This is a genomic window from Duganella fentianensis (genome assembly GCF_009857835.1).
Taxonomy (GTDB): domain Bacteria; phylum Pseudomonadota; class Gammaproteobacteria; order Burkholderiales; family Burkholderiaceae_D; genus Rugamonas; species Rugamonas fentianensis.
The window spans coordinates 620361-635992 of record NZ_WWCL01000004.1 but is presented as its reverse complement, the minus strand read 5'-3'; the positions used below and the strand labels follow the sequence as shown (position 1 = coordinate 635992).

The following is a 15632-nucleotide window of genomic DNA, read 5'->3' as shown; positions in this document are numbered from 1 at the left end:
CCCCGCAAGCCGGAAGTGTACGGAAGACGCACAGGCAGCACCTGCACGCTTCCCCCTGTCTGGCCGGTATCCGGGCTGGCACGGCGCCGATTGCGCCATGCGTTACCGTTGCGGGGGCAGCACACCTTAGCCGCAGCGCTGGCAAGCGCACACGGCCCTGTGTTTCCCGTTTAACTGCCAGCGCGAACACACTGACAAGCACCAAAACCCGCGCATTATACGCGTCTGCGCGCCCGCCGGCGCTTTTGCCGCAGCTTGCGCCCGGCCGTTGCACAGACGGTAGCGGCGCTACGATTAACTATTTAGATCGAATCTATCGACATTTCATGGATTGATAAGGCGCTCTGCCGTCCTTATAGTTATGGGCATCATTCCAACGGAGTCTGCTCATGTCTACCCTGCCTACCTATTTTCTGTCCCACGGCGGCGGCCCCTGGCCGTTCATGATGGATCAGGTCGGGCATCTGTACGCCAAGCTGGACGCCTCGCTACGCGCCCTGCCGTCCGAACTGCCTGCCAGGCCCAAAGCCCTGCTGGTGATTACCGCCCACTGGGAGGGGCGCCAGTTCATGCTGTCCTCTTCGGCCCAGCCACCGATGATCTATGACTACGGCGGCTTCCCGCCGCACACCTATGAAGTGCAGTATCCGGCGCCCGGCGATCCGGCACTGGCAGCGCAGGTCAAGCAGCTGCTCGATGCCGGCGGCTTCCCTGCGGTACTGGACGAGCAGCGCGGCTTCGACCATGGCACTTTCAGCGCCCTGTATCCGGCCTATCCGCAAGCGGACATGCCCATCGTCCAGCTATCGCTGCGTCATGACCTCGATCCGCTGGCGCACATACAGGTAGGCCGCCTGCTGGCACCGCTGCGCGAACAGGGCGTGTTGATCGTCGGTAGCGGCCTGAGTTTCCACAATCTGCGCGCTTTCAACGCGCAGGGTGCTGCGGCGGCAAAGGCGTTCGACGACTGGCTGCGCACCAGCATGGCCTTGGCGCCAGCCGAACGCACGGCTGCCCTGCTGGAATGGGAAAAAGCGCCGGCCGCACGCATGGCGCACCCGCGCGAGGAACACCTGCTGCCGCTAATGGTGGTGCTGGGCGCCGCCGAGAACGATGCTGCCAGCGTGCCCTATCACGAAGATGCCTTTATGGGCGCACTGGCCGTGACCAGCTTCCGCTTCGGCTAGCCTACAGTGCGTCCAGCCATGCAGGCAACTGTGCCAGCATGGCATCGCGCGCACGGAAACCGGCCGGACCATCAGGCGCATCGTCAGTTTCCAGCCGCTGCTGCAGGAATGTGACAGTGCGCCCCGCTTTGCTGGCCCAGCCCACATACCAGCCTAGCTTGCCGTGCCCACCATAGCTGCCCGCCCCCGTTTTGCCGTACACCTCCCAGTCATTGGCCAGCTTACCGTGGTGCGCAATCCGGGCGGTCATCGCGTAAGCCTGTGCCGTCACGCCCAGTTCGCGCCGCACCAGCCGGCCCAGAAAAGCCAGCTGTCCGTGCGGCGTAATCTGTAGCGAAGAATTCAGCCACGCCTTGGCCGGGCCACCCGAAACATCCTGATTGCCGTAGCTGAACTGCTGAACATAGCGGGCAAAACGCTGCTCGCCCAGACGCTGTGTGATTTGCTGCGAATACCAGACCACCGACCATGCCATCCACTGCGCCGGAGCGATGTCCTGCTTCCACTCCTCGCGCCAATCCACGTAGCCGGGCTTGAACGGCCACACCGGCTGATGTTCGTCCACCAGTATTCCCGCGTCATACGCCATCAGGCTAATAGCCAGCTTGAAGGTCGACATCGGCGCGGTGGCGATATCGCACTGGCCTTCCTGCCGGATCAGCCTATCATTAGCGCCTTCCGCCAGAAGGCTGCAGGTCGTGGTGGTGGCATAGGCAAAGGGCGTTGCGACCAGCAGCATTGCGAATGGAATCGGCTTCATCGTTTTAAAAAGTGGAGGAGATGGCTTCCCACCGGCGGCACGGGCCGGATCGCACAAGGCAGACCTCGCGGTGGAATTCGCGCTATAGTGCCAGCGCCAGTAACAGAGCGCAACCCGAGCACAAGCAGCTAACACGGAGCAGATCGCATGGATATGGAAATCAAGGAAGCCCACGGCGCCTGTCATTGTGGCACGGTGCAGTTTCATGTCAGGCTCACGGATGGGCTGAAGACTGCGCGGCGCTGCAATTGTTCCTACTGCCGCATGCGCGGTGCCGTGGCCGTGTCGGCCAGTCTGGCCGATATCACTATCACGGCCGGCGCCGATGCGCTGACGCTGTACCAGTTCAACACCATGCAGGCCAAGCACTACTTCTGCTCGAAGTGCGGCATCTACACGCACCACCAGCGCCGCTCCAACCCGCAGCAGTATGGCGTCAATGTGGCCTGCCTGGAAGGCATCAGCCCCTTCGATTTCGCGGTGGTGCCTGTCAACGAAGGCCAGCTTCATCCCACAGACAGTGCTGCCACGGGCCCTGTCGTTGCAGGGCATCTGCACTATCGGCCGGTACTCTAGCGAGTATCTCAGGTGCCGCGCTTGCCGCGCGCGGCCTTCTCGGCTTTCTCGGCGTCCTTGGCGGCTTTCTCGGCCAGACGGGCTGCTTCGGCGGCAGCAAACTGCTCCATGCGCAAGGCACGGGTAGTCGGCGTTTCCAGCGAAATGCGGCCCAGCGCACCGCTGCGGTAGTCGCCGAGGAAAACGTGGGACGCTTTTTCGAAGTCCAGATCACCGCCCTTCTGACGGAAGCCGCGCCGCGCGGCAATGCCTTCCACCACGGCGATGCCGTCCATGCTCTCGATCTCTTTGAAGCCGTAGCGCGCCACCAGCAGTTGCGGGTAGTACTGCAGCAGCTCGTCGGCGAGGAATACCGCTACCTCTTCTTCGATCACGGCATTGGTACCCACTGCGTGGCTGGCCGCCAGCATCAGGCCATCGCTAGGCATGGCGATCTTAGGCCACAGCATGCCGGGCGTATCGACCAGAATGGTGTTCTTATCCAGGTACAGCTTCTGTTGCTGTTTTGTCACAGCCGGCTCGTCGCCCACTTTGGCCACGCGCTTCTTCAGCAGGGCATTCATCAGGGTCGATTTGCCCACGTTGGGAATCCCCATGATCATGATGCGCAGCGGCTTGGTCGGCACGCCGCGATGCGGCGCCAGCGCCCGCGCCAGCTCGGGTATGCGTGCCACGTCGGCCGGCTTCTTGGTGGTCATGGCGTAGGCACTCACGCCTTCCTGCGCATTGTAGTAGGCCACCCACGCTGCCGTAGCAGCCGGATCGGCCAGGTCGATCTTGTTAATGATCTTCAGGCACGGACGCTGGCGGAACTTGCGCAGCTCCAGCACCATGGGGTTGGTGCTGGCCTCGGGCAGCCGCGCATCGACCACCTCGATCACCAGATCGGTGTTCTCCATCTGCTCGGCCGCCTTCTTCTTGGCAGCGTTCATATGCCCCGGGAACCATTGTATCGACATGCTCTGACCTTCTAAAACGTTCTGACAATCCGCTATTTTACCTGCTGGGCCGCACGGCTTTCGGATATGATGGGGCGCTTTTGCCGTTTCTAACCATATCTACAATATTTATTTTTCGACCGGAGTGCTGAAGATGAGCATAGCTGCACCGTCCAATCCGAAGGAAATCACCCTGCGTGGCATCATCCTGGGGATACTGATTACGCTGGTATTCACCGCCGCACAGGTGTATCTGGGCCTGAAAGTAGGCCTGACTTTCGCCACCTCGATTCCTGCCGCCGTGATCTCCATGGCTTTGCTGAGCGCCTTCAAGGACGCCACCATCCAGGAAAATAACATCGTCCAGACCATCGCCTCGGCGGCCGGCACGCTGGCTTCCGTCATCTTCGTGCTGCCCGGCCTGATCATGATAGGCTGGTGGGAGAAAGTGCCGTTCTGGCCAGTGTTCGGCGCCTGCGCCGTGGGCGGCGTGCTCGGTGTGATGTACACCATGCCGCTGCGCCGCGCCCTCGTCTCGCAATCGGACCTGCCCTACCCTGAAGGCGTGGCCGCCGCCGAAGTGCTGAAAGTGGGCATGGCCTCGCGTTCCGGTGCCGAAGAAGGTAAAGCCGGCCTGTGGGCCGTCATCTGGGGCAGTCTGGCATCGGCAGCGTTTGCCGCCGGCGGTGCCATCAAATTCATGGCCGCCGAAGTCTCGATCTACTTCCGTACCGGCAGCGGCGCGACCGGCATCGGCGCTTCCAGCTCGCTGGCCCTGATCGGCGCGGGCCACCTGATGGGCATTACCGTCGGTATCGCCATGCTGGCCGGCCTGCTCATCGCCTGGGGCATCATGGTGCCCCTGATGACCAGCCTGACACCTGCCGCAGCCGGCATGGATGCCAGCGCCCACGCGATGAGCATCTGGTCCAAGGAAGTGCGCATGATGGGCGCCGGCGTGATCGGTCTGGCCGCCATCGTGACGCTGGCCGGTCTGGCCAAGCCTATCTACAGCGGCCTGAAGTCGGCCATGGAAACCGCCCGCAAAGCCAAACTGGATGGCGTGACGCTGGACCGCACCGAGCAGGATCTGCCCATCTTCATCGTCGGCCTGATTACCCTGATCTCCATGGTGCCTGCTGGCTGGCTGCTGGCCAGCTTCCTCGATGGCACCACCATCGCCAGCCTCAGCGTGCCGCTGGTGGCCGTCGGCATCGGCTACATCCTGATCGCCGGTATGTTCGCTGCCGCCGTCTGCGGCTACATGGCGGGCCTGATCGGCTCCTCCAACTCGCCCGTTTCGGGCATCGCCATTCTGACCATTCTCGGTGCTGCACTCAGTGTGGGCATGGTAGGCCGCAGCATCCTGGGTCCGAACACGGCACAGGCGCTGATCGCCTTCGCCCTGTTCGTCACCACCGTGGTGCTGGCCGTGGCCGTGATCGGCAACGACAATCTGCAGGATCTGAAAACCGGCCAGTTAGTCGACGCCACGCCGTGGAAGCAGCAGGTCGGCCTGCTGATCGGCGTCGTCGCCGGCTCCTGCGTCGTACCGCCCGTGCTGGAACTGCTCAACCACGCCAACGGCTTCGTCGGCGCCGCCAACACCCACGCGATTTCCGCCCAGCCGCTGGCTGCCCCGCAGGCGCTGCTGATCTCGACGCTGGCCAATGGCGTCATCGGCGGCAATCTGCAGTGGAATCTGCTCGGCTATGGCGCGCTGGTCGGCCTGTTGCTGGTGCTGATTAACTTCGCACTCAAGAAAGCCAGCAATGACAAATACAGCCTGCCGCCGCTGGGCGTGGGTCTGGCCATCTACCTGCCTAGCGCCGTGATTACGCCGGTGGTGATCGGTGCGATTACCGGCTATCTGTTCGAACGTGCGATGGAACGCAAGACGGGCGGCGAAACGGCCAAGCGTCTGGGTGTGCTGATCATGTCCGGCTTCATCGTCGGCGAGAGCCTGTTCAACGTGGCACTGGCCGGCCTGATCGTGCTGTCCGGTAAAGGCGAGCCGCTGGCAATTGCCAACAGCCTGAGCGAATCGCACACCATGATCATTGCCCTGATCGTGGGCAGCGCCGCCGTATGGGGTCTGTACCGCTGGTCCGCCCGTCAGGGCGAACGTATCGTCAACTAGATTTCTGCCAGCGCCTTGAGGTGCGCTACCACGCTGCGGCCCAGTGCCGACAGGTTGTAGCCGCCCTCAAGGCAGCTCACGATGCGGCCCTGCGCATGCTGGCGCGCCACCGCCATGATCTGCTGCGTGATCCACGCATAGTCCTCTTCCACCAGTCCCATGCCGCCGATTTCATCTTCGCGGTGCGCATCGAATCCCGCTGAAATAAAAATCATCTCCGGCTTGAACGCATGCAGCGCCGGCAGCCAGTGTTCCAGCACCACCTTGCGCACTTCCTCCCCGCCCGAGCGGGCCGGCAGCGGCACATTCACCAGATTCGCAGTAATCGGCTCCGGCTCCGTGTAGGGATAGAAGGGATGCTGGTAGAAGCTCGCCATCAGCGCGCGCGGTTCGTTGCGCAGCGCTTCTTCCGTACCGTTGCCGTGATGGACATCGAAGTCCACCACCGCCACCCGCGCCAGACCGCGCACGTCGAGCGCATGCTTGGCCGCCACGGCGACATTGTTGAACAGGCAGAAGCCCATGGGCTCGATCGGCCGCGCATGGTGGCCGGGCGGGCGGATAGCACAGAAGGCGTTCTCGATTTCGCCATCGATGACAGCATCCGTGGCCGCCACGGCCGCGCCGGCCGCACGCTGGGCCGCGCTCCAGCTGTAGTGGTTCAGGGTGGTGTCGCCATCGATGGGATAGGTGTCGCCTTCGGCCGGCACGTTGTCGCGCACGATGGCGATGGCGTTGCGGCTGTGATTGCGTTCCAGATCGCTCAGCGCCACCAGCGGTGCTTCGCGGTGCTCGAACAGATCGTTCACATGGGCGCTGATCAGTTGATCGGCAATCGCCTGCAGGCGCGCCGGAGACTCGGGGTGCCAGTCGCCCATGTCGTGACGGGCGCAATCAGGATGGCTGTAAATAGCAGTGGTCATATCGCGTGGTTCTACTCGTATCGCCCAATTTACCATAGAAGCCACAAAGCCATACTTGCCATAATGTCTCAGTGGACAATAAATCAATAGGCCAATATGATTATCAAATAATTAATAACTCCTCCGAGATCTCCTATGCGTTTCCCTGCCATACTGCGCCAACTGGGACTGCTTGCCGCCCTGCTGAGTCCGGCCATCCACGCTGCGCCGCCAGCCTTGCCGGACGTCGCGAACTTTTTCAAAGCCGATGAAATCAGCCATGTTGCCCTGTCACCCAAAGGCGCTTATATCGCCAGCACGGTGAGACTGCCAGACGGGACCCAGGCATTGGTGGTGCGCGAAACGGCCGACCTCACCCAGTTCAAGGTTATCACCCGCAATGCCGTGGAGCACGCCGAAATCGTCAGCGTGCACTGGATCAATGAACAGCGCCTCGGCTTCACCGTCAAGAACATGCAGATCGAATTCGACGGTAACTGGGATGAATTCGCCGCGGACCGCGATGGCGAGCACCGCGTCCACCTGATCGCCGGTAACTGGGACTACCGTCAGGAAAGCCTGGGCAGCCGCAACACCAGCCGCACGCTGACGGCCGAATACGGCTTTTACGATACGGCCCATGATGGCTCGGACGACATTCTGGTCGAAAAGCATATCTGGAACAGTACCGACCTTCTGCCTGACCACTCGCGCCTGTATCGCCTGAACACCCGCACCCAGATCCTGCGCAAGGCTTTCGAGGGCAACCAGCCGGAAGCCGCCGAGCACTGGATCACGGACAGCAAGGATGCGCCACGGGTAGTCTCCTCCACCATCAAGGGGCGCTGCATCAGCTACTTCCGCAATCCCGAAGACACCGAATGGAAGGAGCTCAGCAACGGTGTCTGCTATACCGATCAGCGCTTCCAGCCCCTGTTCTTCGATGGCGCCAATACCCTGTTCGTGCGCGCCACCTACAACGACTACGGCGCGCTGTTCCGCTATGACCTGAAAGCCAAACAGATGGGTGCAGAACCCATCGTCGAAACCCCGGGCTTCGATTTCACGGGCGCCCCCGAGATCGACCGTGCCACCGGCAGGCTGCTGGGCTTCCAGCTGCATACGGATGCGGCCACCACCGTCTGGCTGGATCCGAAACTGAAGGCGGAACAGGCCAAAATCGATGCGGCGCTGCCGAGCACCATCAACAGCGTCTCCTGCGCGCAGGATTGCAGCGCCAGCCCCGTGCTGCTGATTGCTGCCGTTTCGGATCGCCAGCCCCTGCAATACATCCTGTACAACCGTGCCAGCGGCGCCCTGATAGGGCTGGGCAGCACCCGCGCCAACATCGCCATGACGCAGGTGGGGGCGCGCAGCTTCCACCACTACCAGGCGCGCGATGGCCACCGCATTCCCGTGTATGTCACCCTGCCGGCCGGCAAACCAGCCGGCCCGCAACCGGCCATCGTGCTGGTCCACGGCGGCCCGCAGATGCGCGGCTCCTCCTGGGAGTGGGATAGCCAGGCCGCTTTCCTGTCCTCGCGCGGCTATGTCGTCATCCAGCCCGAGTTCCGCGGCAGTATCGGCTTCGGCGCCCAGCACTTCCAAGCTGGCTGGCGCCAATGGGGCCTGTCCATGCAGGATGATTTGACCGACGCCGCCCGGTGGGCCGTAAAACAGGGCTGGGCCGACAGCCGGCGCATCGCGCTGATGGGCGCCAGCTACGGCGGCTACGCCACCCTGATGGGACTGATCAAGGAACCGCAGGTATTCCGCTGCGGCGTGGAGTGGGCCGGCGTCACCGACATCAATCTGATGTTCAGCTCCACCGAATCGGATATGTCGCAAGACTGGCTAGGCTATGGCGCACGCACGCTGATCGGCGATCCGGAGCAGGATGCGGAACAGTTCCGTGCCACTTCGCCGCTGCTGCGCGCGGCCGAGCTGAAACAGCCGCTGCTGATGGCCCACGGCGCCAGGGATCGCCGCGTGCCACTCGAGCATGCACGCAAATTTGCCAATGCCGTCAAGGCCGGCAATGCCAATGTGAGCTACCTGATATACGATAACGAAGGTCATGGCTGGCTTCACGACGACAACAATATCGACTTCTGGAGCAAGGTCGAGAGCTTCCTCGATAAAAATCTGAAGCACGCCAACTAACAGCAGGCTGCCATGGTATCGCTGGCGCGGTTTCTCGCTTAGAATCGAGGCAGAGCAACCGTCCATCGCTACCATGCACCAGCAACTGCAAGCCGTCGCCCGTCAGGTTGGCACTGTCATTGTCGGCAAAGACCGGCAAATCCGTCTGGCCCTCACCTGCCTGCTGGCAGGCGGCCACCTGCTGATCGAAGACCTGCCCGGCGTGGGCAAGACCACGCTGGCGCACGCACTGGCCCTGTCGCTAGGCCTGAATTTCAACCGCCTGCAATTCACCAGTGATCTGCTGCCGGCCGATGTCAACGGCATCGCCATCTACCAGCGCGAACAGGGCGCCTTCGTGTTCCACCCCGGCCCCATTTTTACGCAAGTGCTGCTGGCCGATGAAATCAACCGCGCCACGCCCAAGGCCCAATCCGGCCTGCTGGAAGCCATGGCGGAACAGCAGGTCACCAGCGACGGCGTCACCCGTCCCCTGCCTGCACCGTTCTTCGTGATCGCCACGCAGAATCCCGGCCACCAGATCGGCACCTATCCGCTGCCCGAATCACAGCTGGACCGCTTCCTGATGTGCCTTTCGCTGGGCTATCCCGACGCCGCCGCCGAACGCGCCCTGCTGATGGGCGAAGACCGCCGCCAGCTGCTGAAAAACCTGCAGCCGCAGATGCAGCCGGCCCAGTTGCTGGCAGCGCAGCAGGCCGTGCGCCAGATTCATGCGGCGCCGGCCCTGATCGATTACGTGCAGGCGCTGGCCGCCGCCTCGCGCAATAGCGCCTGGTGTGCCGAAGGTCTCAGCCCGCGCGCTGCCATCGCCCTGCTGCATGCGGCGCGCGCATGGGCCATGCTGTCCGGCCGCGACCACGTGCTGCCCGAAGATGTGCAGCTCGTGCTGGAGCCGGTCTGCGTACACCGCTTGCGCCCCCTGCCATCGGCACAGGGCGGCGTCCAGACTGGCGCGCAACTGGTGCAACGCCTACGGCTCGCTGTGCCAGTCTGAACACCATGACGGCGCTACTGCAGCGATTCCGCAGTGCCCTGCACGCCCGCTGGCTATACCATCTGGGCGGCGCGCCGGCCAGCAGCATGACGCTGGGTATGCGCCGCATCTACATCCTCCCCACCCGCGCCGGCCTGCAATGCGCGCTGCTGCTGATGGTGATGCTGCTAGGCTCACTCAATTACAACCTCGGTCTGGGCTATGCGCTGACCTTTCTGCTCGGCGCCTGCGTGCTGGCCGACATGGTCGCCACCGCGCACAATCTGGCCGGCCTGCAGCTCACGCCGGGCCACACGGCGCCCGTATTTGCTGGCGAAACGGCCAGCTTCCGGGTCGAACTGGCGCCTGCCCGCGCACGCCGGCACTATGCAGTCTGGCTGGGATTTCAGGACGATGGCGTCAGCGTGCAGCCTTGCGACGTCGGCACCGTGCCTGCCGGCGCCAGCGTGCTGCTGCACGCTGCAACCAGCACGCGCGGCTGGCAGGCGGCCAGCCGCATACGGCTGGTGACGCGCTTTCCACTCGGTCTGTTCCGCGCCTGGAGCTACTGGCAGCCGGCCCTGCAGGTGCTGGTCTATCCGGCACCGGAACAGCCGCCGCTTCCCCTCCCCGCGGCGGACAGCTGTGCCGGCCATGGCCGCAGCCGCACCGGCAGCGAACATCTGGCCGGCCTGCGTGACTACCGTCCGGGCGACAGCCCCCGCCATCTGGCCTGGCGCCAGATCGCCCGTCACGCCAGCAGGCCGGAACTGCCGCTGCTGGCCAAGCAGTTCGAAGGGGCCAGCGCCAGCCCGCTGATATTCGATCTGGCCACGCTGCCGCCGCAACTGCCACTGGAGCGCAAGCTGTCACGCCTGTGCGCCTGGGTGCTGGCGGCGCAAGCATCCGCCCAACCCTACAGCCTGCGGCTCGATCAGGTCTATATTCCTGCCGCACTGGGTGCGGCCCAGCAGAGTGCCTGCCTGCGCGCACTGGCTCTATATGGCCATAGCCCCGCCGCGCACGAGTCCGAGGCATGAAGCAGCTGCTGCAAAACCTGAACCACGAGCAGAGCGATACCATGCTCCTGCTGCTGGCCGCACTGGCGGTCCTGCTGCCGCATACCCTGCATCTGCCATGGTGGATCAGCCTGACCTTTGCCCTCACGCTGGGCTGGCGCACCCTGCTGACCTGTGCAGACTGGCGATTGCCGCCGATCTGGCTACTGCTGCCCGTGGCGCTTGCCGCCATGGCCGGCGTCCACGCGGAATTCCACACCTGGCTGGGACGGGACACGGGGGTGGCCATGCTGACCCTGCTGCTCGGCTTCAAAATGCTAGAAATGCGCGCCCGCCGCGATGTGATGGTGGTGATCTTCCTGTGCTACTTCGTCCTGCTCAGTAACTACTTCTACAGCCAGTCCATGCTGATGGCGCTGCACAGCATACTGGCGCTGACGCTGATGCTGGGTGCCCAGCTATCGTTCCAGTATGGCGCCTACCAGCCGCCGCTGCGCCAGCGTCTGGCGCTGGCCGGACGCCTGCTGCTATTCGGCGCGCCGCTGGCGCTGCTGCTGTTTCTCGGTTTCCCCCGCATCAGCGGCCCCCTGTGGGGTCTGCCCGGCGATGCCCATACGGGCAGTTCCGGCCTGTCCGACAGCATGGCGCCGGGCAGCATCTCCGCACTGGCCCGCTCGGATGCACTGGCTTTTCGCGTGCAGTTTCAGGGACCGCATCCGTCGCCGTCCCAGCTGTACTGGCGCAGCATCGTACTGGGCGACTACGATGGCCGCAGCTGGACGCGCGTGCATCCCGCCCGCGGCCTGCACCGTGCCGACCTCGATATCCGCGTGCGCAATCCGGCGCTCGCCTACGAACTCACGCTGGAAGTCCAGCAGCAGCCGTATCTGCCGGCACTGGAACTGAGCGGGCCACGGCTGGAGCTGGACAACTATCGGGTGGTCGACACCGACGAAATGGAGTTCGTCACCACCCGCACCCCGGGCGAAAGGCTGCGCTACCGCAGCCGCGCATGGCTGACATACCGCCTGCAGGCCGACGCCAGCCCCGCCTCGCTGCAGCGCTGGCTGGAGCTACCGGACGGCTACAATCCGCGCACGCTGGCACTGGCGGCACGACTTGCGGCCGACCATGCGGCCGCTCCCGCGCTGGTGCAAAGGCTGTTGCAGCTGCTGGGCAGCAGCGGCTATAGCTATACGCTGGAACCGGCCCTGCTGGGCCGCCATGCCGTCGATGAATTCCTGTTCGATAGCAAAGCCGGCTTCTGCGAACATTTCGCCGGCGCCTTCGTGTTCACCCTGCGCGCCATGGGCGTGCCGGCGCGTGTGGTCACTGGCTATCAGGGCGGCGAATTCAACCCGGTCGATGGTGTACTCAGTGTGCGCCAGTCCGATGCCCACGCCTGGGCCGAATTCTGGCAGGCCGGCGTCGGCTGGCAGCGCGCCGACCCCACGGCAGCCGTGGCGCCCCAGCGCATCGCAGGAGCGGGCCAGCTGGCGTCACCCGGGCGCGGCAGCAACGCGCTGCTGCAAAGCCTGAGCGGCGAAGCGGCCTCCCTGCTCACATCGCTGCGCTTCCAGTTCGCCGCCCTCAACAACCAGTGGAACCAGTGGGTGCTGGACTACAGCCCGGAACGCCAGCAGGCGCTGCTCGACAGCACGCTGGCCAGCAGCACACAGGCCAGCAATTTATGGCCTTATGGTGCTGGCGCACTGGGCGTGGCAATGCTACTGTGTGGGCTGGTGTGGCTGCGCCGGCGTCGCCCGCGCGATCCGCTCACGCAGCTATATGCGCAGTTCTGCCGCCAGCAGGCACGCCGCGGCTTTGCCCGCGCTCCGCATGAAGGGCCGCAAGCCTATGCGCAGCGGCTGCGCCTGCGCCCCGCGAGCGCAGCGCAGCAAGCCGCCCTGCAGGAATTTTTATTGCTCTACAGCCGTCTGCGCTATGGCGCGGATAGCCCCGAATCACGTACTGCATCGCTGGCGATGCTGAGGAAACTGTTAGTTCTATGTCGATAAAGCCGTTGATCACCGCCCTGCTGCTGGGCCTTTCCGCCACCATGCTGGGCAATGCCTGCGCCGCGCCCGTCCAGCACCAGCCCGCCAAAGCCAGCAAGGCTGCTGCCCATAAAAAGAAACCCGCGAAGAAAAAAGCGCCCGCCGTCGATTACGAAGGCGAGTTCGTCAACTTCGGCGACTGGAAGGAAGTCAGCAGCTTCCTCGATGAAGTCGCGGCACGCAATCACTGGGACCGGGCAGAACTCAATACGCTGATGGCGCAAGTGCGCTTCGTCGATTCCGCCGTCCAGCTGATCAAGCCTGCGCCGCCGGGCAAGCCGAAAAACTGGCAGGCCTACAGCAAGCTGTTTATCGAACCGGTGCGCATCAACGCCGGCCTGAAGTTCTGGGCCGAGAACAGCGCCGCACTGGAGCGGGCGGAAAGCCTGTATGGCGTGCCGGCCGAAGTCATCGTCGGCATCATCGGCGTAGAAACCGTGTATGGCCGTAACACGGGCCGCTTCCGCGTGCTCGATGCCCTGACCACGCTGGCCTTTGCCTATCCCGAAGCGCCGGCCCGCACGGAGCGCATGGCCTTCTTCCGGCGCGAACTGGAAGCGGCGCTGCAATTCGCCCGCAAGAACAATCTCGATCCGTTCAGCCTGCGTGGTTCCTTCGCCGGCGCCATCGGCATGCCGCAATTCATGCCCAACAGCGTGATCAAGTTTGCCGTCGATTTCGATGGGGATGGCCAGATCGATCTGCTCAATTCGCCGAGCGATGCCATCGGCAGTGTCGCCGCCTTCCTCGTCGCGCACGGCTGGCAGCGCGAACTCAACGGCGCCATAGTCTATCCGGCTAGCGTGGCGCCCCATCTGCAATGGGAGCGCATGCTGAATCAGGGACTGGTCGCCAGTTATAGCTGGAATGAACTGAAAGCTGCCGGCGTCAGCACCGACACCATGCCACCGGAAGTCACAAAATATGGCCTGGTGGACTTGCAAAATGGCGCAGAGCCCACAGAATACTGGTTAGCAAACGGGAATTTCTTCGCCATCACCCAGTACAACCGCAGTTATTTCTATGCCATGTCGGTACTGGAATTAGGCCGCGCCATCAAGCAGCTGCGCTAACGGATGTAAAGAAGCGTAACGGGTCTTGGAATATGGACTTGCCAACTGTATTGTTTAGTTGACACGAAGAAATTTTTTCGACAAACTTGCGGTAGTTGAGGAATATACCTACGCGGAACACAAGCTTATTGTCTTATAATTAAGCTTATGGATTCAATAATTGTGAGCGCAGCCAGCATAACATGAAGGCCGGTGTATAATTCTCACACAATGTTGCAGAGCGACAACAGTACGCATGAGCAGCATGATTCTTGTTGCTTATGGGTATGAGTTAGGTACAATTGTGTATATATTATGAAAATTGTTATCCCGGAATCCGTCCGTGTGTGAATTCGTTCCTGGTAAGGAAGAACGTGAACGCAGCTAAGCGAGCTCCGAGTGTTGTACTTTGCAGGACAACTTTACAGAAGGAAAAAACGAAATCATGACAAACCAAGTCGGCATAGACATGAACAACGATGCGGATGGCGATGATCTGCTGCAATACAATCCCAACCGCCTGCTGGATACCCTGATCGAAAACCTGCGCCTGAAAAACGACGCAGCACTGTCGCGCGCACTGGAAGTTGCGCCACCAGTGATCAGCAAGATCCGTCACCACCGTCTGCCAGTCGGTGCTTCGCTGCTGATCCGTATGCACGAAGTGAGCGACCTGAGCATTCGCGACCTGCGTTACCTGATGGGCGACCGTCGTAACAAGTTCCGTATCAGCGACAAGCAGTTCAAACCGAAAGAAGGCGAATCGGGCGGCGGCCAGAGCTAATCGGCACCTGTCCTGCAAATCACCCTCATCCCCGGCAACGGCGATGAGGGTTTTGTTTTTTAGGCGGGGAATACGCCGGTGGACAGGTAGCGGTCGCCGCGATCGCAGACGATGAACACGATGGTGGCGTTTTCTACCGTCTGCGAAATGCGCAGGGCGATTTCGCAGGCACCGGCGGCGGAAATGCCGCAGAAGATGCCCTCTTCCGCCGCCAGCCGGCGTGCCATGCGTTCGGCTGCCGCCTGCGACACGGCTTCCACCTGATCGACACGGCTGCGGTCATAGATTTTCGGCAGATAGGCTTCCGGCCATTTGCGGATGCCGGGGATGGACGAACCTTCTTCCGGTTCGGCACCGATGATCTGCACGGCGGGGTTCTGCTCCTTCAGGTAGCGCGATACGCCCATGATGGTGCCCGTGGTGCCCATGGCGCTGACGAAGTGGGTCACGCGGCCTTCCGTATCGCGCCAGATTTCCGGCCCCGTGCCTTCGTAGTGGGCACGCGCATTATCGCCATTGGCGAACTGGTCCAGAATAATGCCCTTGCCATCCTTCTGCAGCTGCTCGGCCATGTCACGCGCATATTCCATCCCGCCCGTCTTGGGCGTGAGCATGATCTGGGCACCATAGGCCGCCATACTCTGGCGCCGTTCCACGCTCAGGTTTTCCGGCATCAGCAGCAGCATCTTGTAGCCGCGCAGCGCAGCCGCCATGGCCAGCGCGATGCCCGTGTTACCACTGGTGGCTTCGATCAGGGTATCGCCGGGCTTGATATCGCCGCGCTCCTCGGCGCGCTTGAGCATGGACATGGCAGCCCGGTCCTTGACGGAACCGGCCGGATTATTGCCTTCCAGTTTGCCCAGAATAATGTTGTTGCGCGCCCGTGCGTCGGCACCGGGCAGGTTGACCAGCTGAACCAGCGGGGTGTTGCCTATCGTATCTTCCAGGGTTTTGTAAGCCATCTTATTGTTCGTTCGTGCCAGCTAAAACCCCATTCTAATCCCATAAGCGCCCGCCTTGCTTGAAACCCCGCTCTGCCGCGGGGAAACTTGCATTATTCACGGCTGCTAGCAGGTTTTCC

General features: G+C 62.7%; 13 protein-coding genes and 1 riboswitch. Of the genes, 9 read left to right on the top strand and 4 right to left on the bottom strand.

The window, feature by feature from the left end; all coding sequences use genetic code 11:
- Nucleotides 1-44: 44 nt before the first annotated feature.
- Nucleotides 45-221: riboswitch (cobalamin riboswitch) on the bottom strand.
- Between the two features lie 168 nt (nt 222-389).
- A complete protein-coding gene (locus GTP23_RS19945; protein ID WP_161036701.1) occupies nt 390-1187 on the top strand; it encodes a DODA-type extradiol aromatic ring-opening family dioxygenase in 798 nt (265 codons plus the stop codon).
- Between the two features lies 1 nt (nt 1188).
- On the opposite strand, the gene GTP23_RS19940 is transcribed toward GTP23_RS19945, so the two are convergent.
- Nucleotides 1189-1926 carry a penicillin-binding transpeptidase domain-containing protein gene (locus GTP23_RS19940; protein WP_229256192.1) on the bottom strand — a complete coding sequence of 246 codons (738 nt, stop codon included), beginning with the start codon at nt 1924-1926 and terminating at the stop codon, nt 1189-1191.
- 168 nt (nt 1927-2094) lie between these two features.
- Between GTP23_RS19940 and GTP23_RS19935 the strand changes: the two genes are divergently transcribed.
- Nucleotides 2095-2523: a GFA family protein gene (locus GTP23_RS19935; protein WP_161036699.1), complete on the top strand. Its 429-nt coding sequence runs from the start codon at nt 2095-2097 to the stop codon at nt 2521-2523.
- 8 nt (nt 2524-2531) lie between these two features.
- Here the strand turns inward: GTP23_RS19935 and ylqF are convergent, their stop codons facing one another.
- Nucleotides 2532-3482 (bottom strand): ribosome biogenesis GTPase YlqF, encoded by a 951-nt coding sequence (gene ylqF, locus GTP23_RS19930; protein WP_161036698.1) that lies wholly within the window; start codon nt 3480-3482, stop codon nt 2532-2534.
- Between the two features lie 133 nt (nt 3483-3615).
- On the opposite strand from ylqF, the gene GTP23_RS19925 reads away from it, so the two are divergent.
- Nucleotides 3616-5601, top strand: a complete 1986-nt coding sequence (locus GTP23_RS19925; protein WP_161036697.1) for an OPT family oligopeptide transporter — start codon at nt 3616-3618, stop codon at nt 5599-5601.
- Here GTP23_RS19925 and GTP23_RS19920 read toward each other — a convergent pair.
- Nucleotides 5598-6524 (bottom strand): histone deacetylase family protein, encoded by a 927-nt coding sequence (locus GTP23_RS19920; protein WP_155434679.1) that lies wholly within the window; start codon nt 6522-6524, stop codon nt 5598-5600. The genes GTP23_RS19925 and GTP23_RS19920 overlap by 4 nt on opposite strands.
- Nucleotides 6525-6659: 135 nt before the next feature.
- Here GTP23_RS19920 and GTP23_RS19915 point away from each other — a divergent pair, with 135 nt between their 5' ends.
- The 6 genes from GTP23_RS19915 (at nt 6660) to GTP23_RS19890 (ending at nt 14551) form a co-directional block, all read left to right on the top strand.
- Nucleotides 6660-8666, top strand: coding sequence for an alpha/beta hydrolase family protein (locus GTP23_RS19915; RefSeq protein WP_161036696.1), 2007 nt, complete (start codon nt 6660-6662; stop codon nt 8664-8666).
- Between the two features lie 73 nt (nt 8667-8739).
- The gene (locus GTP23_RS19910) at nt 8740-9660 is read left to right on the top strand and encodes an AAA family ATPase (RefSeq protein WP_161036695.1); all 921 of its coding nucleotides are present in this window, start codon (nt 8740-8742) and stop codon (nt 9658-9660) included.
- Between the two features lie 5 nt (nt 9661-9665).
- Nucleotides 9666-10679, top strand: coding sequence for a DUF58 domain-containing protein (locus GTP23_RS19905; protein WP_161036694.1), 1014 nt, complete (start codon nt 9666-9668; stop codon nt 10677-10679).
- Nucleotides 10676-12676 (top strand): transglutaminase TgpA family protein, encoded by a 2001-nt coding sequence (locus tag GTP23_RS19900; RefSeq protein WP_161036693.1) that lies wholly within the window; start codon nt 10676-10678, stop codon nt 12674-12676. Before GTP23_RS19905 ends, GTP23_RS19900 begins: the two co-directional genes overlap by 4 nt.
- Nucleotides 12667-13788, top strand: coding sequence for a lytic murein transglycosylase B (mltB, locus tag GTP23_RS19895; protein ID WP_161036692.1), 1122 nt, complete (start codon nt 12667-12669; stop codon nt 13786-13788). Before GTP23_RS19900 ends, mltB begins: the two co-directional genes overlap by 10 nt.
- A 424-nt stretch (nt 13789-14212) precedes the next feature.
- Entirely contained in the window at nt 14213-14551 is a 339-nt protein-coding gene (locus GTP23_RS19890) for a hypothetical protein (RefSeq protein ID WP_155434673.1), read from the top strand.
- A gap of 59 nt (nt 14552-14610) precedes the next feature.
- Here GTP23_RS19890 and cysM read toward each other — a convergent pair whose 3' ends face one another.
- Nucleotides 14611-15513 carry a cysteine synthase CysM gene (gene cysM / locus GTP23_RS19885; RefSeq protein ID WP_161036691.1) on the bottom strand — a complete coding sequence of 301 codons (903 nt, stop codon included), beginning with the start codon at nt 15511-15513 and terminating at the stop codon, nt 14611-14613.
- Nucleotides 15514-15632 lie beyond the last annotated feature (119 nt).

Excerpts from the sequence above, each read along its gene's own strand:
- GTP23_RS19945 (WP_161036701.1), top strand. The coding sequence starts at position 390 with ATGTCTACCCTGCCTACCTATTTTCTGTCCCACGGCGGCGGCCCCTGG.
- GTP23_RS19940 (WP_229256192.1), bottom strand. The coding sequence starts at position 1,926 with ATGCTGCTGGTCGCAACGCCCTTTGCCTATGCCACCACCACGACCTGC.
- GTP23_RS19935 (WP_161036699.1), top strand. The coding sequence starts at position 2,095 with ATGGATATGGAAATCAAGGAAGCCCACGGCGCCTGTCATTGTGGCACG.
- ylqF (WP_161036698.1), bottom strand. The coding sequence starts at position 3,482 with ATGTCGATACAATGGTTCCCGGGGCATATGAACGCTGCCAAGAAGAAG.
- GTP23_RS19925 (WP_161036697.1), top strand. The coding sequence starts at position 3,616 with ATGAGCATAGCTGCACCGTCCAATCCGAAGGAAATCACCCTGCGTGGC.
- GTP23_RS19920 (WP_155434679.1), bottom strand. The coding sequence starts at position 6,524 with ATGACCACTGCTATTTACAGCCATCCTGATTGCGCCCGTCACGACATG.
- GTP23_RS19915 (WP_161036696.1), top strand. The coding sequence starts at position 6,660 with ATGCGTTTCCCTGCCATACTGCGCCAACTGGGACTGCTTGCCGCCCTG.
- GTP23_RS19910 (WP_161036695.1), top strand. The coding sequence starts at position 8,740 with ATGCACCAGCAACTGCAAGCCGTCGCCCGTCAGGTTGGCACTGTCATT.
- GTP23_RS19905 (WP_161036694.1), top strand. The coding sequence starts at position 9,666 with ATGACGGCGCTACTGCAGCGATTCCGCAGTGCCCTGCACGCCCGCTGG.
- GTP23_RS19900 (WP_161036693.1), top strand. The coding sequence starts at position 10,676 with ATGAAGCAGCTGCTGCAAAACCTGAACCACGAGCAGAGCGATACCATG.
- mltB (WP_161036692.1), top strand. The coding sequence starts at position 12,667 with ATGTCGATAAAGCCGTTGATCACCGCCCTGCTGCTGGGCCTTTCCGCC.
- GTP23_RS19890 (WP_155434673.1), top strand. The coding sequence starts at position 14,213 with ATGACAAACCAAGTCGGCATAGACATGAACAACGATGCGGATGGCGAT.
- cysM (WP_161036691.1), bottom strand. The coding sequence starts at position 15,513 with ATGGCTTACAAAACCCTGGAAGATACGATAGGCAACACCCCGCTGGTT.